Here is a 25,520-nt window from a genome sequence, read left to right as displayed (position 1 = left end):
ACGGGGGCCTCAGGGTACCGCCGGGCGTACCCGGCGGTCACTTCGCGGTGGGGGCCGCGCAGACCGCGACGCCTGGCTCCCAGACGCTGCCGAGGACCAGGTGGCGGCCGGTCCGGCAGACGCTGGTGACCATGCGGAAGCCGGAGTTGCGGCGGGCCAGGTGGTGGACGACCCGGCCGTGGTCGTCCAGCGCCAGTACGGCGATGGTGCCGACGGGGCGGTAGGGGGCGTGCACGGCGGCCCGGGCGGCCGCTCGGCGGACGGCGGGCGGGGCGCGGTGGAAGAGGTCGAGCGGGGGGTTGCGCGGGCCCGCGAGGGCGACCCAGATGAGGTCGTCCTCGCGCCAGATGTTGTCGGGCATGCCGGGGAGCTCGGCGAAGAACTCCGCGTGGCCGGTCCGCGGGCCGGTGAGCCAGTAGCGGGTGAGGCGGTACCCGCCGGTCTCGGCGACGACCAGGAAGGTGCCGTCGCCGCTCACCGTCAGGCCGTTGGCGAACTGGAAGCCCTCCCAGGCCACTTCGGCCGTGCGGGCACCCGGCGCGAGGCGCAGCAGGCGGCCGGTGCCGCTGTGCTCGACGATGTCGCCGATCCACTGGTCGAGGGGGAAACGGCGGCTGGAGGCGGTGAAGTACACGGTGCCGTCGGGCAGGGCGGTCACGTTGCTCGCGAACCGCAGCGGCTCCCCCTCGACCGTGTCGGCGAGGACGCGGACGGCGCCGTCGGCGAGGCCGACGCGGAGCAGGCCGCGTTCCGCGTCGCAGACCAGCAGGTCGCCGTCGGGGAGGAGGTCGAGCCCGAGCGGGCGGCCGCCGGTCCTGGCGAGCGTGCGGACCCGGGCGGTGTCCGGGTCGCCCAGTCCGTCCAGGCGCAGGATGCGGCCGTCCTCGACGCCGGTCAGGACCCGGCCGTCCGGATCGGTCACCACGTCCTCCGGGCCCCGGCCGCCGACGGCGACGTAGTGGAGGGGGACTAGGCGCGTGGGTCGGTCCATGAGTCCCATGGTGGCAGGCGGAACCGGTCTCACCAGCCCTTCTCGAACATCCGGGCCACTTCGGCGATCCGGATCTCGTCGCGCCGGTAGTAGACGCGGTACCGGATGCGCTTGGTGCGCAGCAGGCCTAGACGGGCCAGCAGGCCCAGATGGGTGCCGGCGACCTTGCGGGAGACCCCGAGCTTGGCGGCGACGGCCCGGACGGTGACGCCGTCCTCGGTGAGGTCGGCGTGGCGCTGGGGCGGGAAGTGGGCCGCCGGATCCTTGAGCCAGTCCAGAATGTCCAGGCGGTTTACGCTCGTGGCGTTCCTCGGCATCCGACCAGCCTCCGTCCCTGCCTCCTCGCAGTGTGTGTTCCCACTGTCCCGCAGCCGAAGCCCCCACGTCGGGGAGTCGGGGCGCGTTGTCCGAGATCGAACGCCGGCACGGGGGCGGCCGGTCGGGAATTTGCCTGAGCAACATGCCCGGGGCAGGGCGGAGGGGCCCGGCCGTCCCCTTACGGCCGGGCCCCCGTCAGTGGTGGTTCAGCGGTGGCTGAACCACGCCATGGAGGACAGCGCCTTGTCGTCGTAGCCGAACAGGGCCTGGTTCTCCCAGCCGTTGCCGGAGGTGGCGTCGGTCGGGTCCCAGCCGTTGCCGGTGACGGCGGTCCAGGTCGCCTCCCAGTAGAAGACGCCGAGGCCGCGGCCGTTCGGGACGGCCTCTACGATGCTCGCGACGGCGTTCATCCAGGCCAGCTGGCCGGCGGCGGTGGCCGGGTAGCCGGTGACCAGTTCGCTGCTGGTGTCGATCTGGTTCTCCAGCGAGTCGTCCTGGGCGAGGGTGAACGGGTAGGCGGTCTCGGCGATGAAGACCGGCTTGGAGTAGCGGGAGGCCACGTCGTCCAGGGTGGTCTGGGCGGCGGCCAGCGAGCCGTGCCAGTAGCCGTAGTACGAGAGCCCGATCACGTCGTAGTTGATGCCGTAGGTCTTGGCGTTGTCGAACCACCAGCGGACCGTGGCGTCGTCGCCCGCGTTGGCCAGGTGCAGGGCGACCTGGGTGCCGGAGGAGACCGCCTTGGCCGCGCTGTAGCCGGAGTTGATGAGGCCGGCGAGCTGGGACCAGTTGTCGGTGGAGCCCTCGGACCAGAGCATGCCGCCGTTGATCTCGTTGCCGATCTGCACCATGTCGGCGGTGGTCCCCTGCGCCTTCAGCGCGTTGAGGACGTCGTAGGTGTGGTTGTAGACGTCGGTCTTGAGCTGGCTGTAGGAGTGGCCGGACCAGGCGGCGGGCTTGGTCTGCTTGCCCGGGTCGGCCCAGCTGTCCGAGTAGTGGAAGTCGACCAGCAGCTTCATGCCGGCGGCCTTGACTCGCTTGGCGACGGCCAGCACGTGCGCCTTGTCGTTGTAGCCGTCGGCCGGGTTGACCCAGACCTTCAGGCGCGCGTAGTTCATCCCGGCGCTCCTGAGGATGGTGACCGCGTCCCCGGTGGTGCCGGAACTGGTCTTGTAGACCCCGCCCTTGGCCTCGCTCTTGGCCAGTGACGAGATGTCGGCACCCTTGATGGACAAGCCTGTCGAGCCGGATGCGAAGGTCAGGTCGTCGACGTTGATCCAGTTGCCCGCGTTGGCGTCCGAGTAGATGCTGATGGTGCACTGGTTGTTGGTGACCGCGATCGAGGTGACGATCCGCACCCAGCTGCTGGTGGAGACCGGCAGGTCGGTCCGCTGCTCCGAACTCCCGCAGTTCTTCAGGGATATGTAGGCGGAGTTCTGCCCGCCGCTGGAGCGGGTCCAGGCGGTGAGCGTGTAGGTGCCGTTGGTCAGCCCCGACAGGTACTGGTAGGTCTCCACCTTGTAGGCGGAGGCCGAGTAGTGGCTCAGGCGGTAACTGCCGCTGTGGCCGCCGGACTCGGTGTAGGAGGCGCCCGTGTCGCCGTACTCCGACCAGCCGGTGGGCGTGGCCACGCCCGCACCGTCCGACTCGAAGCCGCCGTTGGTGAGGGTGCTCGCCGCCTGGGCGGTCTGCGCGGGGAGCGCGGTGAGGGCGAGTCCGGCCAGGAGCGGCAGCAGCAGGGCTCTGATGGTGCGTCTGGGATGGAACATCATCGTCCGTCGTCCCTTCGACGTGACTGGGGTGGGGATGTCCTCCGGCGGGGCCGGAGGAGAGCCCCTCCGCCCGCGGCTCTCGTGGCACTCACGGACGGAGGGGAGTCTCGGTGGGCGCGGTCACGGCGGCCCCGGGGCCCGCGCCGCGGTTCAGCCGTCGAGTCGTACGACCCGCACGGTGCCCGCCGGGACCGCGAGCCGGCCCGCGGCGCGTTCGCCCGTCAGCAGTTCGGTGCCGTGCGCCTCCAGGGGCACCTTGGCGTCGGTGGCGGTGTGGTTGATCGCGAAGAGGAAGGTGCCGGACTCGCCGGTGCGGCGCACGACCTCGACGTCGCGGGGCAGTTCGGCGCGGGGCGCGATCCGGGCGTCCTCGGCGGCCCAGCCGAGCAGGGCGTCCAGGCCGTGCGCGTCCAGGCGCGTCGACACGTACCAGGCGGTGCCCTCCCCCAGCTGGTGGCGGGTGACCGCCGGGTGGCCGGCGGTGAGGCCGTCGGCGTAGCTCCAGACGGTCTCGGCGGCGCCCGGGACGACGAACTCGGTCCACACGTCGCCGGTGAGCTCGGAGCCGTCGGGGCCGGTCAGCCGCACCCGCTGGTCCTGGAGCAGGGGCGAGAACTCCTCGACGGTGAGGCCGAGGGTCTCGCGCAGGGTGCCCGGGTAGGCGCCCTCGTGCACGGCGTCGTGCTCGTCGACGATCCCGGAGAAGTACGAGACGACGAGGGTGCCGCCGTTCTCGACGTACTCGCGGAGGTTGTTCCCGGCCGCCTCCGTCATCAGATAGAGGGCCGGTACGACGACCAGGGGATAGGCCGACAAGTCGCTTTCGGGGTGGGCGAAGTCGACCGTGAGGTGGCGGTCGTAGAGGGCCTCGTAGAAGGCGTCGGCGCGTTCGCGCGGGTCGTGGTCCTCGCTGGGGCGCCACTGGAGGTTCTGCGCCCACCAGGACTGCCAGTCCCACAGGACGGCCACGTCGGCCCGGGTGCGGGTGCCCTTGATCTGGCTCAACGAGTCGAGGGAGGCGCCGAGTTCTACGACCTCGCGCCAGACGCGAGTCTCGGTGCCGCCGTGCGGGAGCATCGCGGAGTGGAACTTCTCGGCGCCGCGCCGGGACTGCCGCCACTGGAAGAACAGCGCGCCGTCGGATCCGCGGGCCACGTGGGCCAGGGAGTTGCGGGCCATCTGGCCGGGGGCCTTGGCGGGGTTGCGGGGCTGCCAGTTGACGCCCGAGGTGGAGTGTTCGAGGAGCAGCCAGGGGGCGCCGGCGGCGACCGAGCGGGTGAGGTCGGCGGCCATCGCGAGGTTGACGTGGGTGCGGCGGCCGTCGGTGATCAGGTAGTGGTCGTTGGTGACCAGGTCGACCTCGCGGCCCCAGGCCCAGTAGTCCATGGAGTCGCACTGGCTGAGGGCGGTCATGAAGTTGGTGGTCACCGGGACGCCGGGCGAGAGGCGGTGCAGGATGTCCCGCTCGCTGCGGAAGTTCTCGCGGATGGTGGCGTCGGTGAACCGCTTGTAGTCGAGGGCCTGGCCCGGGTTGCCGACGGTCGGCGTGACGCGCGGCGGGTTGATCTGCGCCAGGTCCGTGTAGTGCTGGCCCCAGAAGGCCGTGCCCCAGGCCTCGTTGACGGCGTCCACGGTGCCGTGGGCGCCGGCGAGCCAGCGGCGGAAGTGGGCGGCGCAGGAGTCGCAGTAGCAGGCCGAGACGGGGACGCCGTACTCGTTGTGGACGTGCCACAGGGCGAGCGCCGGGTGGTCGCCGTAGCGCTCGGCGAGGCGGGTGGTGATGTTCGCGGCGGCGGCGCGGTAGTCGGCGTTGGAGTGGCAGATGGCGCCGCGGGAGCCGAACTCGTAGCGCACGCCCTCCGCGGTCACCGGCAGGGCCTCGGGGTGGGCGCGGTAGAACCAGGCGGGCGGCGCCACGGTGGGGGTGCCCAGGTCGACGCGGATGCCGTTCTCGTGCAGGAGGTCGAGGACCCGGTCGAGCCAGCCGAAGTCGTACTCCCCCGGGGCCGGCTCCAGCAGGGCCCAGGAGAAGATCCCGACGCTCACCATCGTGACCCCGGCCTCGCGCATCAGCCGGACGTCCTCGTGCCAGACGCTTTCCGGCCACTGCTCGGGGTTGTAGTCCCCACCGAAGGCGAGCCTCGTCAGGCCCCTGGGGGTGGTGTCCGGCATGGATCTCTCCCGTTTAATCGATCATTTGGGAACGTTCACACACATCGATCGTGGCGTGAGCCCAACATAACCGCACAGCAACAACCATTGACAAGTGTCCGGGATGTTTCTCTACTGTGAACGCTCACAGAGCATGACACGGACTCGCGACGGGCGATGATCCGGGTCTGAGAACGCTCACACATCATCTGCATGGCAGGTTCCCGCGACGGGCGGGGACCCAGGTCAGGGGAGAGATCCATGCCGCACACGAAGCGCCGCCGCCTCGTGACAACCGCCGTCGCCATCTCGCTCGGCGCCACCGCCCTCGCCGCCTGCGGCTCGTCCGACGACGACAGCAAGGCCGACTCAGGTCCGGTCTCCCTGACGTACTGGGCCTGGGCGCCCGGTATGGACAAGGTCGTCGACCTGTGGAACAAGGGCGAGGGCAAGAAGGACCAGATCAGCGTCACGGTGAAGAAGCAGGCGTCCGGCGACACGCTGGTCACCAAGATCCTCACCGCGCACAAGGCGAAGAACGGCCCCGACCTGGTGCAGGCCGAGTACCAGGCGCTGCCCACGCTGGTCAGCAACGACGCGGTCGCCGACATATCGAAGAACGTCGGCGACGCCAAGAGCAAGTTCGCCGACGGGGTCTGGCAGCAGGTCACCCTGGGCACGGACGCGGTGTACGCGGTGCCGCAGGACATCGGCCCGATGATGTTCTACTACCGCGCGGACCTCTTCAAGAAGTACGGCCTCAAGGTGCCGACCACCTGGGACGAGTTCGCCCAGGACGCCCGTCAGCTGAAGAAGAAGGCACCCGGCCTCGACCTGACCACCTTCTCCGCCAACGACTCCGGCCTCTTCGCGGGCCTCGCCCAGCAGGCCGGCGCCAAGTGGTGGACCACCTCCGGCGACAAGTGGAAGGTCGCCATCGACGACGCGGCCACCCAGAAGGTCGCGAAGTTCTGGGGCGGTCTGGTCAAGGAGGGCGCCATCGACAACCAGCCGATGTACACCCCGGCCTGGAACAAGGCGCTGGACACCGGCAAGCAGATCGCCTGGGTCTCCGCGGTGTGGGCGCCGGGCACGCTGACCACCGCCGCGCCCGACACCAAGGGCAAGTGGGCGATGGCCCCGCTCCCCCAGTGGTCCGCGTCGGAGAACGTCACCGGCAGCTGGGGCGGCTCCTCCACCGCCGTCACCACCGACTCCAAGCACCAGGCGGCCGCCGCCAAGTTCGCGGCCTGGCTGAACACCGACGGCGAGGCGCTCAACGCGCTGGCCAAGGAGAGCGGCATCTACCCGGCCGCCACGAACGCCCAGACCAGCGGCGCCTTCGCCACCGCGCCCGACTACTTCTCGACCCAGTCGGACTTCTACACCAAGGCCGCCGAGATCGCGAAGACCACGGCGCCCTCCGCCTGGGGCCCGAACGTGAACGTCGCCTACACGTCCTTCAACGACGCGTTCGGTGCCGCCGCGAAGAACAAGTCGGACTTCACCGCCGCCCTGCAGAAGATGCAGGACGACACGGTCGCCGACATGAAGAAGCAGGGCTTCGAGGTCTCTCAGTGACCAGCCCCACCGGCCGGAGGTCGTACGGGGTCAAGGGGGCCCCGTACGCCTTCCTCCTCCCCGCCACCGCCCTCTTCGCGCTGTTCTTCGCGCTGCCCATCGGGTACGCGGTCTGGCTCAGCTTCCGCAAGGTGCACGTCTCCGGCCTCGGCCTGGGCGCCGGCGCCCGCACGGAGGTCTGGGCCGGCCTGGAGAACTACAAGGACGCCCTCACCGACAACGAGTTCTACGACGGTGCGCTGCGCGTCCTCGGCTACGGCTGCATCGTCGTCCCGGTGATGCTCGGTCTCGCCCTCCTGTTCGCGCTGATGCTCGACTCCGAGCGGGTCCGGCTCGCCCCGTTCACCCGGCTCGCGATCTTCCTGCCGTACGCCATCCCCGGCGTGGTGGCCGCGCTGCTGTGGGGCTTCCTGTACCTGCCGGACGTCAGCCCCTTCTACTACGTGCTCGCCAAGCTGCACCTGCCGCAGCCGAACCTGCTGGACGGCGGCCCGCTGTACCTGGCCCTGTCCAACATCGCGGTCTGGGGCGGCACCGGCTTCAACATGATCGTCATCTACACCTCGCTCAGGTCCATCCCGGCCGAGGTCTACGAGGCGGCCAAGCTGGACGGCGCCACCCCGCTGCAGACCGCCCTGAAGATCAAGATCCCGATGGTGGCGCCCTCGCTGGTACTGACCTTCTTCTTCTCGATCATCGCGACGCTCCAGGTCTTCAACGAGCCGATGACCATCAAGCCGTTCACCAACTCCGTCAACCTGAGCTGGAGCCCCCTGATGAAGGTGTACCAGGACGCCTTCCGCCGGGGTGACATCTACTCGGCAGCCGCCGAGGCGACCCTGATCGCCATCGCCACGCTGGTGCTGTCCTTCGGGTTCCTGCGGGCCGCGAACCGCCGGAACAGGCGGGACGTCAGCCAAGGAGGGGCACAGTGAGTTCTCTTGCCGTCCGCAAGGCCGCCCCGGCGGCCGGTACGACGCCCGGGACCGCGCAGGGACCGCCGCTGCGCCGCCGTATCGCCCTGATCCCGACGATCACCCTGCTGCTCGGCGCGATCTACACGCTTCTGCCGGTGGCCTGGGTGGTGATCGCGTCCACCAAGTCCGGCAGCGAACTGTTCTCCACGTTCACCTTCCTGCCCGGCTCCGGCTTCGCCGACAACCTGAAGGACCTCAACGCCTACCGTGACGGCGTCTACTGGAAGTGGATGGGCAACTCCGCCCTGTACGCCGGTCTCGGTGCCGTGGTCTCGACGGGCGTGTCGGCGTTCAGCGGCTACGCCCTGGCGATCTACCGCTTCAAGGGCCGCGAGGCGATCTTCAACGTGCTGCTCGCCGGCGTGCTGATGCCCCCGGTCATCCTCGCCATCCCGCAGTACCTGCTGCTCGCCAAGGCGAACCTCACGGACTCCTACCTGTCCGTGCTGCTGCCGCAGATCCTCTCCCCGTACGGCGTCTACCTCTCGCGGATCTACGCGGCCGCGGCCGTGCCCTCCGACGTGGTGGAGGCCGGGCGGATGGACGGGGCCAGCGAGTGGCGGATCTTCACACGAATCTCGCTGCCGATGATGATCCCCGGCATGGTGACGGTGTTCCTGTTCCAGTTCGTGGCCGTGTGGAACAACTTCCTGCTGCCGTACATCATGCTGAGCGACGACGAGAAGTTCCCGCTCACGGTCGGTCTGTACACGCTCCTGGAGCAGGGCGCCAACACCCCGGCGCTGTACACCCTGGTGGTCACCGGCGCGTTCCTGGCCGTGTTGCCGCTGATCGCGCTCTTCCTGGCCATTCAGCGCTTCTGGAGCCTTGACCTGCTGTCCGGGGCCGTAAAGTCATGACCATGAGCAGTAGTGCGGGGGGCCGGCGCAAACCGCCGACGATCCATGACGTGGCGCGCGAGGCCGGTGTCTCACGGGGCACCGTCTCGCGGGTGCTCAACGGCGGGCACTACGTCAGTCCCGCCGCCCAGGAGGCGGTCAACGACGCCATCCGCAGGACGGGTTACGTGGTGAACCGGCACGCCCGCTCGCTGATCACCGGGCGTTCGGACTCGGTCGGCTTCCTGCTGACGGAGCCGCAGGAGCGGTTCTTCGAGGACCCCAACTTCAACGTCCTGTTGAGCGGTTGCACCCAGGCGCTGGCGAGCCATGACATCCCGCTCCTGCTCATGCTGGCGGGCACCAAGGACGAACGGCGGCGGATCACGCGGTACATCACCGCCGGGCACGTGGACGGGGTGCTCCTGGTGTCGAGTCACTCCGGCGACCCGGTCGCGCAGGAACTGCGCGAGGCGGGCGTGCCGCTGGTGGCCTGCGGCAAGCCGATCGGGCTCGGCTCGAAGGTGAGTTACGTGGCCGCCGACGACCGGGACGGCGCCCGGGACATGGTCCGGCACCTGCTGGACGTGGGGCGCCGCCGGATCGGCATGATCACCGGCCCGCTGGACACCCCGGGCGGTGTCGAGCGGCTCGCCGGGTACAAGGAGGTCCTCACCGAGGCGGGCGTCGAGATCGACGAGGCGCTCGTCGTGTCCGGGGACTACAGCAAGGCGAGCGGTGAGGCGGGGGCCGAGCGGCTGCTCGCGCAGGCCCCGGACCTGGACGCCGTCTTCGTGGCCTCCGACCTGATGGCGCAGGGCGTGCTGGCGGTGCTGCAGCGGACCGGCAAGCGGGTGCCGGATGACATCGCTGTCGGCGGTTTCGACGACTCCCCGGCGGCCACGGCGGTGACCCCGGCGCTCACCACCATCCGCCAGCCCTGGGACCGGATCAGCACCGAGATGGTCCGCGTTCTGCTCGCCCAGATAGGGGGCGAGGACCCGGCGGCGGTGATCCTGCCGACGGAACTGGTGCGGCGCGACTCCACGTGAGGCCGGGCGCGGTCGGGGGTGCCGGGGTCTGCCGTCGGGCGGCTGCGGCTGTGTGGGGGCTGGTCGCGCCCACGCGGCGGCAGCCGCATATCAGGCAGAGCCCCGCGCCCCTTCGGGGGCGCTTCCGCAAGCGGTCAGGATTGGAGAAGCTGCGATGGGCGCCCCTGTCCTAGCGTGGGATCACCGGCCGGAAAGCGCCGGTTCCCTTACCGCCAGGAGTGAGAACGCCATGACCGCAGGCGTACAGACGATCATCTACCCCGTCAAGGACGCGGCGCAGGCCAAGGCCCTGTTCAGCGCGCTGCTCGGCGTCGAGCCGTATGCCGACGAGCCGTACTACATCGGGTTCAAGGCCGAGGGGCAGGACGTCGGCCTCGACCCGAACGGGCACGCCCAGGGGCTGACCGGGCCGACGCCGTTCTGGCACGTCACCGATCTGCGGGAGCGGCTGGCGGCACTGCTGGCGGCGGGAGCGGAGCTGGTCCAGGACGCGCGGGACGTCGGCAACGGCCGGCTGGTCGCCTCGGTGAAGGACGCCGACGGCAACATGGTGGGCCTGCTCCAGGACCCGGTGGCCTGACCGTCGTACTCCTCGGACGACTGCTTGCACCCGCACTAGTTGCGCACTCAACAATTGGCCAGATCGGTGTTACGGTGCGGGTATGGCAGTGAAGACGGCCGAGGCCCGGCTCGAGGAACAGTGGCGGGACATCCTGTCGGTGCACGCGCGCACGATGTGCGAGATCGACCGGGTGCTGCATCCGCACGGGCTGGGTGCGAGCGACTTCGAGGTGCTCGACCTGCTCGCCGCCGAGACCCCCGCCGAGGGTGACCACTGCCGGGTGCAGAACCTGGTGGGGCGGGTCCATCTCAGCCAGAGCGCCCTCTCCCGGCTGATCGGGCGGCTGGAGAAGGACGGTCTGGTGGAGCGGTCGGTCTGCGTCGAGGACCGGCGGGGCGTGTGGGTCGCGCTCACCGCGAAGGGCCGCGCCCTGCACGCCGAGGTACGGCCGCTGCAGCGGGCGGTGCTGGGGCGGATGCTCGAAGGGGCGGACGTCTAGAGCCGCGCAAGGACGTGCCGCCGCGGGCTACCGGACTCGAACCGGCTCAGACCCTACGGGTCACAATCTCGAAGATTGAAGCGGCTTTCCCAGCACGCCTTTGCCCGCGGCGACCGTTCGCGGCCTACCGGCGACCTGCAAGCGCGACCGGGCGAATTACGTTGCCCGATGCGGCACTGGGTGCCCCGCTGGAATTGCCGCGATGCGCCGTCGTTCGTCCGCGGCACCGTCGTGGCTGGTCGCGCCCACGCGGCGGAGCCGCACATTGATACAGCCCCGCGCCCCTTTGGGGCGCTCTCAGAGCGCGAACTCGATCCCGTCGGGGAGGACCTCGACGCCCTCCGCGGCCACCTGGGCGCGGGCCCGGGACGTCGGGTCGACCAGGGGGTTGGTGTTGTTGAGGTGGGTGTAGATCCGGCGGGTGCGGGGATGGCGGGCCAGGGCGGCGAGGCTGCCGTGCGCGCCGGAGACCGGGAGATGGCCCATCGCCGCCTGCCTGGGACCGGAGCGGACCGTGGTGCCCATCTCGCGGGCGGTGAAGAAGGTGCCGTCGAGCAGCACGCAGTCGGCCTCCGCGCACAGCTCGTCCAGGACCTCGCTCCAGGCGCCCACGCAGGGGGCGTAGAGCAGCACTCCCCCGGTGGCCAGGTCCTCGACCCGGTACGCCGTCACCCAGCGGCCGTCGGCCTCGGCGAGCGCGGCGGGGACGTATGCCGGGACCTTGGCGCCGACCGGGTGGGCGGTGACCACCAGGCCGCCGGCCAGCACGAAGCCGCCGTCGGCCAGGCTGTCGGCCCACTCCCAGGGGGCGTAGCGGTCGAGGGCGCCCCGGGCGGGGGCCAGCACCGTCCGCACCGGTGGGGCCGCGTACACCTTGAGGTCCGGCGCCCCGCGCAGCGCGGTCAGGCCGGTGACGTGGTCGGCCTCGGCGTCGGTGAGCAGCACGCCGCGCACCGGAGTGTCCCGGGGGCCCGGTCCCGGCCACAGCGCGGCCGTGGCCGTGAGCTGGGCGCGGATGTCCGGGGAGGCGTTGAGCAGCCACCAGTCCCGGCCGTTGCCGGTCAGGGCGACGCACTCCTGGGTCCGGGAGGGCAGCTTGCCGTCCCGGGCGGCGGCACACAGTGCGCAGGCACAGTTCCACTGCGGGAATCCGCCGCCCGCGGCGGTGCCCAGCAGGACGACCCTCACGACGATCCGCCCCTCTCGCTCTCCCCGGCCCCTGCTGGGATCTTCCCTCAGGATGCGCCGCGCTACCCGCGGGAAGGGGGAACTTCCGGCCGTCCCTCGGAAGGCCTCCGGTCCACCGGGCGGCGCGGCGGAATCGGTTCCGACGGGAAGTCGCGGGCACCGGTCCACAGCGCGGGTACGGCGTCGCACCGGCGGCACAGCTCGTAGGCGACCGCCTCGTAGTTGACCCGCCAGCCGTGGAAGTGCGGCCAGGCCTCCTCGGTGCCGCGTTCGGCACGGAAACCGGTCTTCTCCAGCATGGTCACGGCTTCCTCGAACTCGCCGTACGTCAGCTCGATGGGGGTGTCCGGGGCCGGGTCGGTGTCGAAGGTCGCCTGCACGGAGGCGGCGATGTCACGCAGTGCGGTGAACCCGGCGCGCAGCACCAGCCGGGCCTCCGGCGGGGCGGTGCGCGGGGCGAGCGCCAGCTGCATGGCCGCCGCGTCCATGACGGCGATCAGGCCGACCAGCCAGCTGCGGTAGGGGCGGGGCGAGCGGAACGCCAGCAGCACCGGGTAGGTGGCGTGGCTCTCGCCCATGTCGGCGGCCAGCCGCTCCCAGGACCGGTACAGCTCGGGCAGCGCGGTCTCGGTGTCGACCAGCCACTGCCGGGCGAGGATCTCCGGGCCCCAGGCGGGCTCGCCGGCCCGGGACTGCAGGAGGGTGACCTCCAGTTCGCGGCGGTTGTAGGCGGCGTACAGCGTGGGCAGGTAGGCGATCTGCAGCGCGATGACGACCGGGCCGGTGGCGGCGGCGACGAAGTCGAGCGCGGACAGCCGCAGCCGGGCGCCGCTGGCGAACCCGAGGGTGAACAGGCTGGAGCCCGCCTCCCGGAACGCGATGCTCCAGGACAGCGGGGAGAACGCGTACAGCAGCATGCCGAAGCCGAGGAACGCCCCGCCGAGCCAGGCGGCGAGCATGCCGACCAGCATGAGCGGGGCGAGCCAGGTCTGGGCGCGGTCGATGGACCGGTAGCCGCCCCGGTGCGCGGTGAAGCAGAGCACACGGCGCAGGCCCCACCACAGCCGGTACACCAGGACGGAGTACAGGCCCCGGGGGACCACGAGCGTGCGCAGGATGCTGCGCAGGACCAGGATCAGCACCAGTCCTCCGGCCACCCCGGAGATCCATTCCATGGCGCCATTCTGGCCCGGGCGCCGGCCTCCCGGTGACCGGAGCGCTTCGTTCAGCCCGCCGGCCGGGCCAGCAGGGTGCGCACTCCCTCCGAGGTGAGCGTCAGCGCGTGCGCCGAGCTGCCGTCGATGGCGAGCGAGAGGTTGTCCTCGGGCCACTGCGAGGCGAGCGCGCCGAGCGGCACCACGCGGTAGCGGGAGACCGTCGGCAGCAGGCCGGTCAGCTCCCCCTCCGAGGTGAACACGGGGACGACGGGGTCGCCGTCGGGGCGTTCCAGGACGGGCAGGGCGATCATCGCGGGGTCGGCCGCCTCCGCGGCGTCGTCCGGCACCGGGACCAGCACGTCGCTGTGCGCGAGCGTGTCCAGGGCGGCGGGGTCCTCGGCGTTCACGGCCAGCGTGTCGAGCGCCCGCTGGGCCGGCGTCGGGAAGTCGTGTGCGGGTGTCTCCATGGCAGATCCCCAGGTAGCGGTGGTGGTACGGGCCGCAGGACCGGCAGGGCACCGGGCGGCCACGCCACGCGTACCCGGTCGGGGCCGGGGCATGCGCCGGGACCGGCGGGGCTTTCACCCTCCCCGGTGGTGCCGCGCCGCGATCCCGGTGGCTCCCGGCCGGAAACCGCCTGCCGGGGGTGGCCGGGGCGGAGCGAGGGGTGGTACAGGGGGCAGTTCCCGGTGGCACGTGCCTCGCGCTCCGTCCCCCGGCATCACTCGCGGCGCGGGCACCGGGGTAGGGGTAGCCGCGGAAGGTGACGGTACGTGTTCGTTCCGTCACCCCTGCGACGCGAGAGAAGGAATGCGATGTCGGTCGAGACCGGTACGACGCCCGAGGCGGGCGCCGAGGAGCGGGAGCAGCAGAGCCTCGGTACCGCCGCGGCACGGAATCTCACCACGACGGCCAAGTCCGCACCCCAGATGCAGGAGATCAGCTCGCGGTGGCTGACGCGGACGCTGCCGTGGGTGGACGTGCCCGGCGGCACCTACCGCGTCAACCGCAGACTGTCCTACCGGGTCGGCGACGGCCGGGTGACCTTCGTGCAGACCGGCGCGCGGGTCGCGGTGATCCCCGCCGAACTGGGCGAACTGCCGTTGCTGCGCGGCTTCGAGGACGGCACCGCGCTGCAGGCGCTGGCGGCGCGGTTCGAGCAGCGGGAGTACGCGCCGGGGCAGGTGATCGCGGCGGCCGGCCGCCAGGCCGACCATGTGTATCTGATCGCGCACGGCAAGGTGGAGCAGGTCGGGTCGGGTCCCTACGGCGACGAGGCGGTCGTCGGACTCCTCGCGGACGGCGACACCTTCGGCGGCCGGGTGCTCGCCGGCCTCGACGGCGCCTGGGAGTTCACGGCCCGCGCGATGACGGCCACCACCGTGCTGGCGTTGCCGCACACGGCGTACCTGGAGGTGGCGGACCGGCACGCCGACCTGCGGGCGCACGTGGAACTGGCAGGGCTGGACGGGCACCGGGAGACGAACGCCTTCGGCGAAGCCGGGATCGCGCTCAGCGCGGGCCATGCCGGCGAGCCGGACATCCCGCACACCTTCGTGGACTACGAGCCGGCGCCACGCGAGTACGAACTCAGCGTCGCCCAGACCGTGTTGCGCGTCCACACCCGGGTGGCCGACCTCTACAGCCGGCCGATGGACCAGACCGAGCAGCAACTCAAACTCACCGTCCAGGTGTTGCGGGAACGCCAGGAGCACGAGCTGGTCAACAACCGGGACTTCGGCCTGCTGCACAACGCCGACCACGGCCAGCGGATCTCCACCCACGCGGGCCCGCCCACCCCCGACGACCTCGACGAACTCCTCGCCATGCGGCGCGACACCACGCACCTGTTTGCCCACCCCCGGGCGATCGCCGCGTTCGGCCGGGAGTGCAACAAGCGCGGCCTGTACTTCGGCGGGGTCGAGGTCGGCGGCCACCACCTCCCGGCCTGGCGGGGCGTCCCGCTGCTCCCCTGCGGGAAGATCCCGGTCACCGGGGACCGCACCTCCTCCATCATCGCGCTGCGGGCCGGCGAGCAGAACCAGGGCGTGATCGGCCTCATCCAGACGGGCCTGCCGGACGAGGCGGAGCCGGGCCTGACCGTCCGCCTGATGGGGATCAACGAACAGGCGGTCGCCTCCTACCTGGTCACCGCCTACTACTCGGCCGCCGTCCTGGTGCCGGACGCCCTCGGCATCCTGGAGAACGTGGAGGTGTCCCGCCGGGGCTAGGCGCTCCGCTGGGGGGCGGGGGTGCGTCGTCGGTCGTCTGCGGCGGCGTCGTGGCTGGTCGCGCAGTTCCCGCGCCCCTTCGGGGCGCGGACTTCACCAGACCCGTTCAGGACAGCAGTTCGGCGGTCGTCGTCACCCGGATCAGCGGGCGGTACAGGTCCAGCAGGTGCAGCGCCTTCGCGTGGGAGTCGTCGTCCGCGCCCGCGCAGGCGTCCGCGACGACCAGGACCTCGATGCCGGCGTCGGCCGCCGGCAGTGCGGTGGACAGGACACAGCAGTCGGTGCTGACGCCGGCCAGGACCAGGCGGGCGTGCGGGGCGGCCAGGGCGGCGAGTTCGGGGGTCCACTTGCCGAACGTGGGGGCGTCCAGGACGACTTCGGCCTGCTGCTCGAACTCGTCGGTCAGGCGCCAGAGTCCGGCTTCCGGAGGCTGGAGCGCGAAGGGCCACCGGTCGTAGTAGGCCCGCCAGGCTCCGGTGGGGTGTGCGGGGGCGACGAAGCGGGTGAAGACCGTGCGATTGCCGAAGGCCGGGAGCAGGCGTCGTACGCCCTGGGCCGCCTCGGCGTAGCGCGGGGCGGCCCAGGGGCCGGCGGGGTCGGCGAAGACGTGCTGCATGTCGATGACAGCCAGGAGGCCGGGTGGGGTGCTCATACGGTTGATGCCGAGGCGGTGGCGGGCAGGCTCTCCTGGGTCCGGACCCGGCCGCGGCCCAGGGCCAGGGTGCCGAGGAAGCCGAGCGCCAGGGCGGCCAGGACGCCGAGGTTGGCGTACGCCCAGGCGCCGGACTTGCCGCCGAGGCCGAGCGGGCCGAGCAGATAGCCCTGCCAGGTCAGCCAGCTCGCGGCGGTGTTGGTGACCAGGCCCCAGCCGAGGGCGGTGGCGGCCAGGGTGAGGAGCAGGGGCAGGAGGGGGACATCGCCGTAGCGGCCGGCGGGGCGGTAGAGGTCGGCCTCGTCGTAGTCGCGGCGGCGCAGCGCCAGGTCGGCGAGCATGATCCCGCACCAGGCGGAGATCGGCACGCCGAGGGTGGTGAGGAAGCCCATGAACTGGCCGAGGAAGTCGTCGGCGAAGAAGACGATGTAGACCGAGCCGGCGATCATCAGGACCCCGTCGACCAGGGCGGCGAGGTAGCGGGGCACGGGCAGGCCCGCGGAGAGGAGGGCCAGCCCGGAGGAGTAGATGTCCAGGACCGCACCGCCGACCAGGCCGAGGACGGCGACGACGGCGAAGGGGACCAGGAACCAGGTGGGGAGGATGGTCGTCAGCGCGCCGATGGGGTCGGCCGCGATCGCCTTGTTCAGGGTCTCGGAGGAGCCCGCGAGCAGCAGGCCGAAGACCAGCAGGAGGAGCGGGGCGACGGAGCCGCCGAAGGTGGTCCAGCCGATCACGCCCCGGCCGGAGGAGCCGCGCGGCAGGTAACGCGAGTAGTCGGCGGCCGCGTTGACCCAGCCGAGGCCGAAGCCGGTCATCATGAACACCAGCGCGCCGATGAACTCCTGGGCGGAGCCGGACGGGATCGCGCTCACCGCCGCCCAGTGGATGTGGTCGGCGACGAGGACGACGTAGACGACGGTGAGGACGCCGGTCACCACCGTGATCACGGTCTGCAGCCGCATGATCAGGTCGAAGCCCATCACACCGCCGACCACGGTCAGCGCGCAGACCACGATCAGCGCGACCACCTCGGTCTCGGTGCCGCCGCCCCAGCCGAGCCGGGTGAAGACGGTCGCGGTGGCCATGGTGGCGAGGGCGATCAGGACGGTCTCCCAGCCGACGGTGAGCACCCAGGAGACGACCGACGGCAGCCGGTTGCCCCGCACGCCGTACGCGGCCCGGCTGAGCACCATGGTCGGTGCCGAACCCCGCTTTCCGGCGACCGCGATGAAGCCGCAGAGCAGGAAGGAGACGAGGATGCCGAGGACGCCGGCGGCCAGCGCCTGCCAGAAGGAGATGCCGAAGCCGAGCGCGAAGGCGCCGTAACTCAGTCCGAGGACGGAGACGTTCGCGCCGAACCAGGGCCAGAACAGGGTGCGCGGGGTGCCCTTGCGGTCGGCGTCGCCGATCACGTCGAGGCCGTGCGTCTCGACCTGGAGCTGTCTGCCGGGTTCCCGTGTGTCCGCCATCGTCGGCCCATCTGTCCAGGTGTGTTGGCTGGAGGCTAGGTCGGCCGTCGGCAGGGGTCAAGGACAAATGATCAGACGGTGATCGGACGGGACCGGGGCCGCCGGCCCGGACTGCGCCCTTCCGCACCCCGCCGGACCTGCGGCTCCGTCGACCGCGCGGGTCCGCAACCCGGTTGGACCACCCCGATTTGACACCGCTCATGATCCATTCCAACCTATGCTCATGAAATCCATTTTCAAAAGGAGCGGCGGTTAGCCATGCGTGTTGCCTTCGTCGGCAAGGGCGGCAGCGGCAAGACGACGCTGTCGGCCCTCTTCACCCGTCATCTGGCACGGTCCGGCGCGCCCGTCGTCGCGATCGACGGTGACATCAACCAGCACCTGGCCCACGCTCTCGGCCTGGACGAGGACGAGCTGTTCGCGGCGCCGCCGCTGAGCGCACGGACCGGTGAGATCAAGGACTACCTGCGCGGCACCAACCCCCGGATCACGTCCCGGGAGGCCATGGTCAAGACGACACCGCCGGGGCACGGCTCGCGGCTGCTGCGACTGCTGGGCGACGACGAGGTGCACTCCCGTCACGTCCAGGAGGTCGGCGGGGTGCCGCTGATGGTGACCGGGGCGTTCGCCGGGAGCGACCTCGGGGTGGCCTGCTACCACTCCAAGCTCGGTGCGGTGGAGCTGTACCTCAACCACCTGGTGGACGGCCCCGGCGAGTACGTGGTCGTCGACATGACGGCGGGCGCCGACGCCTTCGCCTCCGGTCTGTTCACCCGCTTCGACATGACCTTCCTGGTGGTCGAACCGACCCGCAAGAGCCTGTCCGTGTACCACCAGTACCGGGACCATGCGGCCGAGTTCGGGATCCCGGTCGCCGTGGTCGGCAACAAGGTGACCGGCGCGGACGACCTCGCCTTCCTGCGCGAGCGGGTGGGCGAGGACCTGCTGGCCCACTGCGAGCTGTCGCCGCACGTCCGCGCCCAGGAACAGGGACGCGGCAGCGGCGGGCTGGAGCCGCACAACTCCCGGGCCCTGGACCGGCTGCGGGCGGCGGTGGACGCGCGGCACAAGGACTGGGACGCCTTCCAGCGGCACGCCGTGGAGTTCCATCTGCGCAACGCCGCCGCCTGGGCCGACGCGGCGACGGGCCAGGATCTGGCCGCCCAGGTCGATCCGGACTTCCGGCACGGCCCGGCGGCACTGCCCGTCTTCGCCTGAGACGCCGGTCTCCCGTCGCGCGGATCCCTTTTGCGCGAACCCTCCTGAACACCCCCTTTCCGTAACACCCCTTTGAAAGAACAGGACACCGCCACATGTCGCTCGACGTCTCCCAGCAGTTGCTCGCCGAAGCCGAGAACGGCGCGGTGCAGGAGGAGGACTTCATCGAGACCGTCCGTACGTCACTGCCGTACGCGTACGACCTCGTCGCCCGGCTGGCCACCGAACTACGCGGCGGCACAGCCGAGTTCGCCGACAACCAGACCCCGCCGCCCTCGGAGAGGGAGCGCGGGCAGCTGCTGCGGGCGCTGTCCTCCGACGCGATCCGGGGCAGCCTGGAACGGCACTTCGAGGTCGCCCTCGCCTTCCAGAACTGCCACCGGGTCGCGGTGTTCCCGCCCGGCGCGCGGGGCGGCGAGACGCACACCCGCTTCACCTCGACGCGCGCGCAGATCCTCAACCAGTCGCCGGAGTTCCGCGACTGCTGAGTTCCCGCCGGGCGGCCCCACGAAGGCCGCCCGGCACCGCGGTGCACCGCTTCACGCACCGACCTCGGTGGCGCGCGGGCCTTCGCCCCGCAGGCTCCGGGAGACGGCGTCGGCCGCCGCCCGGACCTGCGGGGCGAGTCTGAGCGGCTGGACGGCCTCGACCGGACCGAACACGCCCACGGCGGCGACCACGGCCCCGCGGGAGTCGCGCACCGCCATCCCGAAGCCGTCGCGCTCCTCGGTGAGCGTGCCGCGCATGACGGCGTGTCCCTCCCGGCGCACCTTCGTCAGGGAACGCTCCAGCAGGGCACCGTCGGTGACGGTGTGCGGCGTGTAGGCCTTCAGCGGACCGGAGCACACCTCCTTCTGTACGGATTCGCTCGCGTGGGCGAGCAGGACCAGGCCGACCGCGGTGGCGTGCAGCGGCAGGCGCCGGCCGGTGTCGCCCCAACGGCCGGAGAACTCCGCGTCGCAGGAGACGAAGCCGAGGCAGACGCCCTCGGCTCCGTCCCGGATCGCGAGGATGGCGGCGGCCGAGGACTGCGACTGCAGAGTGACCAGGTGCGGCAGTGCCCGCTCGGCCAGGGTCGCGGCGCGCGGCGCCAGGGAGCCCGTCTCCCACAGGCGCAGTCCGATGCTGTACGCGCCGTCGGCGGACCGTTCGAGAGCGCCCCAGAGCTGGAGCTTGTTGACGATGCGGTGAACGGTGGCGACGGGCAGCCCGGCCCTGCGGCTGATGTCGCTCAGCGACAGGGTCCGGTTGTCCTTGTCGAAGGCGCCGAGGATGCTGAGCGTCCGGTCGACGACCGAGCGCTCCGGTACGGCGGAGTGGGGAGTGGTCATCCCGATCAGTTCCCTTCACGTCGTGGGTGCTTGCTGACTCCTGCGTGCACCAAGGGTGATCTGACATCGGGCGGCCGCCTCTATCATTGAAGCGTCAAGTGGCCAGTGAAAGGTCGATTCCGGAACGTTCATGGTCGATTTCGCATCGTTACCGATCCCCGTCATCGCGTACACCCCTGTCTGCCGTCCGGGCCTCGGTATCGCGTTGACGACCGTGCGCGAGCTGCACGCCAAGGCTCCCCCGGAGCTGCTCACCCGGCCGCACCGGCTGGACTTCCACCAGATCGTGCTGTTCACCGAGAAGTCCGGTTCCTACGGTGTCGATTCCACCCGCTTCCCCTGCGACCCGGGCACCCTGCTCTGGACCCGGCCCGATCAGGTGGTCCAGGCCTACCCGGCAGCCGGGGCGGACGGCGACGTCATCATGTTCACCGAGGCCTTCCCGCTCCAGATGGGCCCTCGGATGGGGCTGCTCGACGATGTGCTGCGCCCCTCGCACTGGGTGCTCACCGAGCAGGAACTCGCGGCATTCCAACGAGTTCTGAGCCTGCTTCAGGAGGAGTTCCGGCGGCCCGACCGGGGCTTCGGCGAGGAATTGCTGAAGCATCTGCTGGCCGTCGTCCTGCTCCATGTCGACCAGGTGTGCCGCCACCGTCACCCGGACGGCGAGGACGGCGCCCCGAGCGGGGAGGCCGGCGAACTGTTCATGCGATTCCGCCGCGAACTGGACCGTTCCTACGGCTCCACCCGGCTGGTCGAGGACTACGCGGACGCCCTGAACTGCAGTCCCCGTGCCCTCGCCCGGGCCTGCCGCGCCTTCGCCGGCACCTCCACCAAGGACCTCATCGACGCCCGGGTCGCGCTGGAGGCCCGTCGGCTCCTGGTCCACACGGACCTGCCGATCAGCGCCATCGCCCGGCAGCTCGGCTTCTCCGAGGTGACCAATTTCGGGAAGTTCTTCACCCGGCGGGTGGATATGACACCGGGTGCGTTCCGTCGTGAGGCAAAGGCCCGCAGCCAACCGTAAGGTGCCGTCGCGAAGCGGCATTTCACCTTCCAGTCACTTGATCCGCCACCAGGTAGACGCCTGTCAACCCGGATTTCTTTCCACTCTCTGGAAGAGCTGTTGTTCAGGATTCCGATAGCTGGCAAGACTGTGGCCTGCGTGCTTCGGGCGGCCACTCCGAAGTCTTCGCCGGGCTCGCGGGACCGCACCCCCGCCCACGCGACGCAGCACCCCACCGAAGCGGAGCGCGCCGGAGACTTACTGACAAGTAATTCGCAGTGCCCGAAGGCGTTCCGGGAAATGTGACGCGCCCGACGATTCCGCGGGCTTTACGGCCGTCTATGGCAGACGTGCGCCCATTGCCCGCGCGCCCCACCACCCTCAGGGAAGGACGACCATCATGGCCGCAGTGACCGCTCGTGAGGCCGAGGACTGGCTCATCGGGAAGATCGCACACCGCCTGGGCGTGGCAGACAACGAGGTCTCCCGCGAGGTGTACTTCGACGAACTGGACCTCGACTCCACCGAGGCGCTCATCCTCGCCGGTGAGATGGAGAACTGGCTCGGTTTCGAGCTGAGCACCACGACGCTGTGGTACCACCCGACCGTCAAGGACCTGGCCGCCTATATCGCGGAGGAGAGTTCCCAGCGTGCGGCCGCCGCGTGAGCTGACGCCGCCGGTCGTCCGCCCGTTCCGGCAGGCCGGGTCCGGCGGACGGACGGTGTACGTGGTGCACCCCGGCGCGCTCGCGGCCCAGGTCTACCAGGGGCTGGCGGACGCCCTGCCGGAGGGCGACGGACTGACCGTGCTCGATCTGTCGGGCGTCGCCGAATACGCGCAGGCGGCGCTGAACGGCGGCCGGGCCGCGACCACCGTGCAGGACCTGGCCGACGGCCTGGCCGCGCACCTGGAGCCGGAGCAGGGCCCGTACATCCTGGCGGGCTGGTCCTTCGGCGGGGTCCTCGCCCACGCCATGACCCGCTCCCTGCCCACCGGCCGGCTCCCCGGGTCCCTGGTCCTGCTGGACAGCATCGCGCCCGTCGACGCCTACAAACAGCCCGACGACGCGCTCGAACCCGCCCTGCTCCTCGGCTGGTTCGCCATGTACCTGGGCGCGAAGCGCGACCGTGCCGTCACCGTCGACCCGGCGGCGCTCGCCGGGCGCGGCACCGACGAGGGACTCCCCCTGGTGCTCGACGCGGCCGTCGCGGCCGGGGCGCTCGCCGCGGACACCCCGCTGCCCGGACTGCGCAAGCTCTACGACACGTACGTCGACGGGCTGCTGCGCAACAACCGCCTCACCGCGCCGTACCGGCCCGGACCCGCCCCGCTCCCGCTGGTGCTGGTCAAGGCCGAGCGCGGACTGCTCCCCGAGGACGCCTCCCTCGGCTGGGAGTCCCTCGCCGCGCACGGGCTGACCGTGCGCCCCTGCCCGGGCGACCACTACACGATGCTCGCCCGTCCCGACGCGCTCGCCGTGCTCGCACCGCTGCTGCACGCCGCGTAACTCCCCCTTTCTCCTTCCCCCATCGCGCGTGTCACCCCCAGGGCCCCCGTACCGACCCGGGCTGTCCAGGCCCCGTCCGACCAAGAGAGCCTCGCCGTGAACGCTTCGCACCGCTCGTCCGACCTCGATCGCCGGCTGGCCCGCGATCCCATCGCCGTCGTCGGCCTGTCCGCCCTCTACCCCAAGTCGCGTGACCTGCGCGAGTTCTGGGCGAACGTGGTCTCCGCCGCCGACTGCATCGAGGACGTCCCCGCGACCCACTGGGACGTGTCGGAGCACTACGACTCCGACCCCGCCGCCCCCGACAAGACGTACTCCCGGCGCGGCGGCTTCATCCCCGACGTCCCGTTCAACCCGCTGGAGTTCGGGCTGCCGCCCAACACCCTCGAAGTCACCGACGTGCTCCAGCTGCTGAGCCTCGTCGTGGCGCGTGACCTGCTCAAGGACGCGGGCGCCGACCAGGACTGGTACGACGCCTCGCGCACCGGGGTGGTCCTCGGGGTGACCGGCGCCAACCAGCTCACCCAGCCGCTGTCCGCCCGGCTGCAGACACCGGTGCTCAAGGAGGTGGTCCGCTCCTGCGGGCTCTCCGACCGGGACGCGGAGGAGATCGCGGAGAAGTTCAAGCTGGCCTTCGCGCCCTGGGAGGAGAACTCCTTCCCCGGCATGCTGGGCAACGTGGTCGCGGGCCGGATCGCCAACCGGCTCGACCTCGGCGGCACCAACATGACGATCGACGCGGCCTGTGCCAGCTCGCTCGGCGCGGTCAAGTCGGCGGTCAGCGACCTGCTGGAGCGCCGCTCGGACATGATGCTGGTGGGCGGCTGCGACGCCGAGAACACCATCTTCATGTACCTGTGCTTCTCCAAGACGCCCGCGTTCTCCAAGGCCGGGCGGATCCGCCCGTTCGACGCGGACGCCGACGGCACCCTGATCGGCGAGGGCATCGGCATGCTGGCGCTGCGCCGCCTCGCCGACGCCGAGCGCGACGGCAACCGGATCTACGCGGTCCTGCGCGGCATCGGCTCCTCCAGCGACGGCCGCTTCAAGTCCATCTACGCCCCTCGCAAGGAGGGGCAGATGGCGGCGCTGCGCCGGGCGTACGAGGACGCGGACGTCACCCCGGACTCGATCGAGCTGTTCGAGGCGCACGGCACGGGCACCGCGGTCGGCGAGGCGACCGAGCTGTCCGCACTGTCCGCGGTGGTCTCGGAGTACACCGGGGAACGGCAGTTCGCGGCCGTCGGCAGTGTGAAGTCGCAGATCGGGCACACCAAGGCGGCCGCCGGCGCGGCCGGCATGATCAAGCTGTCGCTGGCCCTGCACCACAGGCTGCTGCCGCCGACCATCAACGTGGACCGGCCCAACCCGGCCATCGACTGGTCAGAGAGCCCGTTCTACGTCGGCACCCGCACCCGCCCCTGGATCCGGGACCCGCGCCGGCCGCGGCGCCGGGCGGCCATGTCCTCGTTCGGCTTCGGCGGCACCAACTTCCACCTGGTGCTGGAGGAGCACGGCGACGGGGACGACCTGCGGGTGATGTTCCCTGTCAGCCGGATATATGCCTGGCATGAACCTGACATGCACGGTCTGGTGCGGGCGGTGGACGGCGGGGCCGAGCCCCGCACCGACCCCGCACCGCACGGCCACCCCCGGCTCGCCCTCGTCGCCCGCTCCGCGGCCGAACTCGCCGAGCTGCGCGCCCTGGCCGCCGAGCGGCTGCGGGCCGAGCCGGACGCCGAGGCCTGGTCGCACCCCAAGGGCATCTACTTCCGCCGCTCCGGCGCCGACCTCGGCAGGGTCGGCGCGCTCTTCGCCGGTCAGGGCAGCCAGTACGTCGAGCCCGGCCGGACCGCGGTGCTCGCGCTGCCTCCGCTGCGGTCGGCCTTCGACCGGGCCAACGCGGCCTTCGGCGACCACGAACTCCCGCTGTCCCGGGTGGCGTTCCCGCCGCCCGCCTTCGACGAGGTGACCCGCGCGGCCCAGGAGACCGAGCTGCGCCGCACCGAGTACGCGCAGCCCGCGATCGGCGCCCTGGCGGCCGGACAGTACCGGTACCTGACCGGACTCGGCTTCGCGGCCGACGGGTTCCTCGGGCACAGCTTCGGCGAACTGGCCGCGCTGTGGGCGGCCGGCGCGATCGACGACGACACCTACTTCACGCTGGCCCGGGCCCGCGGTGCGGCGATGGCCCCGCAGGGCGACGCGGACGCCGGGGCGATGGCGGCCGTCACCGCCTCCGAGGAGCGGGTGGCCGAACTGCTCGCGAAGTTCGGCGACTTGACCGTCTGCAACCGCAACGCGGCCGACCAGATCGTGGTCGGCGGTGCCACCGAGGCGGTGGAGCGGTTCGTGACGGCGGCGGAGGCGGCCGGGGTACGGGCGGTTCGGCTGCCGGTGTCCGCGGCCTTCCACACGCCGTTCGTGGCACACGCGGTGACGGAGTTCGGGCGCGCGGTCGCGGACGCGGCGATCGGCGCGCCGGACCGTCCGGTGTTCGCCAACTCGCCTGGCGCGGCCTACGGTTCGGATGCCGACGCCAACCGGCGGACCCTGGTGGACCAGCTGGTCAAGCCGGTCGAGTTCGCCGACCGGGTCGAGGAGATGTACGCGGCGGGCTTCCGTACGTTCGTGGAGTTCGGGCCGAAGGGCGTGCTCACCCGGCTCGTGGACCGGATCCTCGGCGGGCGCGAGCACTTCGCCGTGCAGCTGGACCCGGGCAGCGGCGGTGACGCCGACCTCACCCTGAAGCGGGCCGTGGCCCAACTGGCCGTGCTGGGGCTCCCGTTGGCGACCGCCGACGCCTATGTCGCGGAGGTGCCGGACGTCGAGCCCGTCAAGGGGATGACCGTGCCCCTGAACGGAATCAACCATGTGCCCGAGGCACGCCGGGCCGCGTATCGCGAGGCGCTGGAGAACGGCTACCGGGTGGCGCTGCCGACGGCCGCGGCACCCGTGGCCGCGCACACGCCGGCAGCTGCCGCCGCGGCCACCCCGGCCGCCGCCACCCCCGCCGCC

The 25,520-nt window shown here is 71.4% G+C and carries 23 protein-coding genes and 1 tRNA gene; 13 read left to right on the top strand and 11 right to left on the bottom strand.

Annotated features, from left to right (window positions below; translation table 11 throughout):
- Positions 1-37: 37 nt before the first annotated feature.
- The 4 genes from KVT45_RS37160 to KVT45_RS37145 form a co-directional block, all read right to left on the bottom strand.
- On the bottom strand, positions 38-991 hold the full coding sequence (locus KVT45_RS37160) for an SMP-30/gluconolactonase/LRE family protein (RefSeq protein ID WP_217553595.1): 954 nt from the start codon (positions 989-991) through the stop codon (positions 38-40).
- A gap of 29 nt (positions 992-1,020) precedes the next feature.
- On the bottom strand, positions 1,021-1,308 hold the full coding sequence (locus KVT45_RS37155) for a helix-turn-helix domain-containing protein (protein ID WP_217553594.1): 288 nt from the start codon (positions 1,306-1,308) through the stop codon (positions 1,021-1,023).
- A gap of 207 nt (positions 1,309-1,515) precedes the next feature.
- A complete protein-coding gene (locus KVT45_RS37150; protein WP_217553593.1) occupies positions 1,516-3,075 on the bottom strand; it encodes a glycosyl hydrolase 53 family protein in 1,560 nt (519 codons plus the stop codon).
- A gap of 153 nt (positions 3,076-3,228) precedes the next feature.
- Positions 3,229-5,250, bottom strand: a complete 2,022-nt coding sequence (locus KVT45_RS37145) for a beta-galactosidase (protein WP_217553592.1) — start codon at positions 5,248-5,250, stop codon at positions 3,229-3,231.
- 240 nt (positions 5,251-5,490) lie between these two features.
- On the opposite strand from KVT45_RS37145, the gene KVT45_RS37140 reads away from it, so the two are divergent.
- The 6 genes from KVT45_RS37140 to KVT45_RS37115 all read left to right on the top strand — a co-directional run bounded on the left by KVT45_RS37140 (position 5,491) and on the right by KVT45_RS37115 (position 10,739).
- A complete protein-coding gene (locus KVT45_RS37140; protein WP_217553591.1) occupies positions 5,491-6,810 on the top strand; it encodes an ABC transporter substrate-binding protein in 1,320 nt (439 codons plus the stop codon).
- Positions 6,807-7,745 (top strand): carbohydrate ABC transporter permease, encoded by a 939-nt coding sequence (locus KVT45_RS37135; RefSeq protein WP_217553590.1) that lies wholly within the window; start codon positions 6,807-6,809, stop codon positions 7,743-7,745. The genes KVT45_RS37140 and KVT45_RS37135 overlap by 4 nt, the downstream gene beginning before the upstream one ends.
- A complete protein-coding gene (locus KVT45_RS37130) occupies positions 7,742-8,647 on the top strand; it encodes a carbohydrate ABC transporter permease (protein WP_217553589.1) in 906 nt (301 codons plus the stop codon). The genes KVT45_RS37135 and KVT45_RS37130 overlap by 4 nt, the downstream gene beginning before the upstream one ends.
- Complete coding sequence (locus tag KVT45_RS37125; RefSeq protein WP_217553588.1) at positions 8,644-9,678, top strand: LacI family DNA-binding transcriptional regulator; 1,035 nt, start codon at positions 8,644-8,646, stop codon at positions 9,676-9,678. The genes KVT45_RS37130 and KVT45_RS37125 overlap by 4 nt, the downstream gene beginning before the upstream one ends.
- Positions 9,679-9,907: 229 nt before the next feature.
- Positions 9,908-10,258 (top strand): VOC family protein, encoded by a 351-nt coding sequence (locus KVT45_RS37120; RefSeq protein ID WP_089105715.1) that lies wholly within the window; start codon positions 9,908-9,910, stop codon positions 10,256-10,258.
- Positions 10,259-10,340: 82 nt separating this feature from the next.
- Positions 10,341-10,739, top strand: coding sequence for a MarR family winged helix-turn-helix transcriptional regulator (locus KVT45_RS37115; RefSeq protein WP_217553587.1), 399 nt, complete (start codon positions 10,341-10,343; stop codon positions 10,737-10,739).
- Between the two features lie 21 nt (positions 10,740-10,760).
- Here the strand turns inward: KVT45_RS37115 and KVT45_RS37110 are convergent.
- From KVT45_RS37110 to KVT45_RS37095, 4 genes are all read right to left on the bottom strand, one after another.
- A tRNA-OTHER gene (locus KVT45_RS37110) sits at positions 10,761-10,847 on the bottom strand.
- 189 nt (positions 10,848-11,036) lie between these two features.
- Complete coding sequence (gene pqqB, locus KVT45_RS37105) at positions 11,037-11,927, bottom strand: pyrroloquinoline quinone biosynthesis protein PqqB (protein ID WP_217553586.1); 891 nt, start codon at positions 11,925-11,927, stop codon at positions 11,037-11,039.
- Between the two features lie 62 nt (positions 11,928-11,989).
- Positions 11,990-13,102: a hypothetical protein gene (locus KVT45_RS37100; protein ID WP_217553585.1), complete on the bottom strand. Its 1,113-nt coding sequence runs from the start codon at positions 13,100-13,102 to the stop codon at positions 11,990-11,992.
- 50 nt (positions 13,103-13,152) lie between these two features.
- Positions 13,153-13,551: an SseB family protein gene (locus tag KVT45_RS37095; protein WP_217553584.1), complete on the bottom strand. Its 399-nt coding sequence runs from the start codon at positions 13,549-13,551 to the stop codon at positions 13,153-13,155.
- A gap of 348 nt (positions 13,552-13,899) precedes the next feature.
- Between KVT45_RS37095 and KVT45_RS37090 the strand changes: the two genes are divergently transcribed.
- Positions 13,900-15,315, top strand: coding sequence for a family 2B encapsulin nanocompartment shell protein (locus tag KVT45_RS37090; RefSeq protein ID WP_217553583.1), 1,416 nt, complete (start codon positions 13,900-13,902; stop codon positions 15,313-15,315).
- 106 nt (positions 15,316-15,421) lie between these two features.
- Here KVT45_RS37090 and KVT45_RS37085 read toward each other — a convergent pair whose 3' ends face one another.
- Entirely contained in the window at positions 15,422-15,967 is a 546-nt protein-coding gene (locus tag KVT45_RS37085) for a cysteine hydrolase family protein (RefSeq protein ID WP_217553582.1), read from the bottom strand.
- On the bottom strand, positions 15,964-17,439 hold the full coding sequence (locus KVT45_RS37080; RefSeq protein WP_217553581.1) for a cytosine permease: 1,476 nt from the start codon (positions 17,437-17,439) through the stop codon (positions 15,964-15,966). Before KVT45_RS37080 ends, KVT45_RS37085 begins: the two co-directional genes overlap by 4 nt.
- Before the next feature lie 258 nt (positions 17,440-17,697).
- Between KVT45_RS37080 and KVT45_RS37075 the strand changes: the two genes are divergently transcribed.
- Entirely contained in the window at positions 17,698-18,657 is a 960-nt protein-coding gene (locus KVT45_RS37075; protein ID WP_217553580.1) for an adenylyl-sulfate kinase, read from the top strand.
- Between the two features lie 95 nt (positions 18,658-18,752).
- Positions 18,753-19,145, top strand: a complete 393-nt coding sequence (locus KVT45_RS37070; protein WP_217553579.1) for an SCO5389 family protein — start codon at positions 18,753-18,755, stop codon at positions 19,143-19,145.
- 51 nt (positions 19,146-19,196) lie between these two features.
- Here KVT45_RS37070 and KVT45_RS37065 read toward each other — a convergent pair whose 3' ends face one another.
- Positions 19,197-19,988 carry an IclR family transcriptional regulator gene (locus KVT45_RS37065; RefSeq protein WP_217553578.1) on the bottom strand — a complete coding sequence of 264 codons (792 nt, stop codon included), beginning with the start codon at positions 19,986-19,988 and terminating at the stop codon, positions 19,197-19,199.
- A gap of 130 nt (positions 19,989-20,118) precedes the next feature.
- On the opposite strand from KVT45_RS37065, the gene KVT45_RS37060 reads away from it, so the two are divergent.
- The 4 genes from KVT45_RS37060 to KVT45_RS37045 form a co-directional block, all read left to right on the top strand.
- Positions 20,119-21,015, top strand: a complete 897-nt coding sequence (locus tag KVT45_RS37060; RefSeq protein WP_217553577.1) for an AraC family transcriptional regulator — start codon at positions 20,119-20,121, stop codon at positions 21,013-21,015.
- Between the two features lie 379 nt (positions 21,016-21,394).
- Positions 21,395-21,661, top strand: a complete 267-nt coding sequence (locus KVT45_RS37055) for an acyl carrier protein (RefSeq protein WP_217553576.1) — start codon at positions 21,395-21,397, stop codon at positions 21,659-21,661.
- Positions 21,645-22,502, top strand: coding sequence for an alpha/beta fold hydrolase (locus KVT45_RS37050; protein WP_217553575.1), 858 nt, complete (start codon positions 21,645-21,647; stop codon positions 22,500-22,502). Before KVT45_RS37055 ends, KVT45_RS37050 begins: the two co-directional genes overlap by 17 nt.
- Positions 22,503-22,598: 96 nt before the next feature.
- On the top strand, positions 22,599-25,520 hold a 2,922-nt coding region (locus KVT45_RS37045), incomplete at its 3' end, for a type I polyketide synthase (RefSeq protein ID WP_217553574.1).

The sequence above is a fragment of the Streptomyces sp. GbtcB6 genome (genome assembly GCF_019091475.1).
GTDB lineage: Bacteria > Actinomycetota > Actinomycetes > Streptomycetales > Streptomycetaceae > Streptomyces > Streptomyces hyaluromycini.
This window is presented reverse-complemented; position numbering and strand designations above follow the sequence as displayed.

Excerpts from the sequence above, each read along its gene's own strand:
- KVT45_RS37120 (WP_089105715.1), top strand. The coding sequence starts at position 9,908 with ATGACCGCAGGCGTACAGACGATCATCTACCCCGTCAAGGACGCGGCG.
- KVT45_RS37085 (WP_217553582.1), bottom strand. The coding sequence starts at position 15,967 with ATGAGCACCCCACCCGGCCTCCTGGCTGTCATCGACATGCAGCACGTC.
- KVT45_RS37060 (WP_217553577.1), top strand. The coding sequence starts at position 20,119 with ATGGTCGATTTCGCATCGTTACCGATCCCCGTCATCGCGTACACCCCT.
- KVT45_RS37075 (WP_217553580.1), top strand. The coding sequence starts at position 17,698 with ATGCGTGTTGCCTTCGTCGGCAAGGGCGGCAGCGGCAAGACGACGCTG.
- KVT45_RS37125 (WP_217553588.1), top strand. The coding sequence starts at position 8,644 with ATGACCATGAGCAGTAGTGCGGGGGGCCGGCGCAAACCGCCGACGATC.
- KVT45_RS37070 (WP_217553579.1), top strand. The coding sequence starts at position 18,753 with ATGTCGCTCGACGTCTCCCAGCAGTTGCTCGCCGAAGCCGAGAACGGC.
- KVT45_RS37155 (WP_217553594.1), bottom strand. The coding sequence starts at position 1,308 with ATGCCGAGGAACGCCACGAGCGTAAACCGCCTGGACATTCTGGACTGG.
- KVT45_RS37065 (WP_217553578.1), bottom strand. The coding sequence starts at position 19,988 with ATGACCACTCCCCACTCCGCCGTACCGGAGCGCTCGGTCGTCGACCGG.
- KVT45_RS37160 (WP_217553595.1), bottom strand. The coding sequence starts at position 991 with ATGGACCGACCCACGCGCCTAGTCCCCCTCCACTACGTCGCCGTCGGC.
- KVT45_RS37100 (WP_217553585.1), bottom strand. The coding sequence starts at position 13,102 with ATGGAATGGATCTCCGGGGTGGCCGGAGGACTGGTGCTGATCCTGGTC.
- KVT45_RS37080 (WP_217553581.1), bottom strand. The coding sequence starts at position 17,439 with ATGGCGGACACACGGGAACCCGGCAGACAGCTCCAGGTCGAGACGCAC.
- KVT45_RS37150 (WP_217553593.1), bottom strand. The coding sequence starts at position 3,075 with ATGTTCCATCCCAGACGCACCATCAGAGCCCTGCTGCTGCCGCTCCTG.
- KVT45_RS37090 (WP_217553583.1), top strand. The coding sequence starts at position 13,900 with ATGTCGGTCGAGACCGGTACGACGCCCGAGGCGGGCGCCGAGGAGCGG.
- KVT45_RS37145 (WP_217553592.1), bottom strand. The coding sequence starts at position 5,250 with ATGCCGGACACCACCCCCAGGGGCCTGACGAGGCTCGCCTTCGGTGGG.
- KVT45_RS37115 (WP_217553587.1), top strand. The coding sequence starts at position 10,341 with ATGGCAGTGAAGACGGCCGAGGCCCGGCTCGAGGAACAGTGGCGGGAC.
- KVT45_RS37140 (WP_217553591.1), top strand. The coding sequence starts at position 5,491 with ATGCCGCACACGAAGCGCCGCCGCCTCGTGACAACCGCCGTCGCCATC.
- KVT45_RS37055 (WP_217553576.1), top strand. The coding sequence starts at position 21,395 with ATGGCCGCAGTGACCGCTCGTGAGGCCGAGGACTGGCTCATCGGGAAG.
- KVT45_RS37095 (WP_217553584.1), bottom strand. The coding sequence starts at position 13,551 with ATGGAGACACCCGCACACGACTTCCCGACGCCGGCCCAGCGGGCGCTC.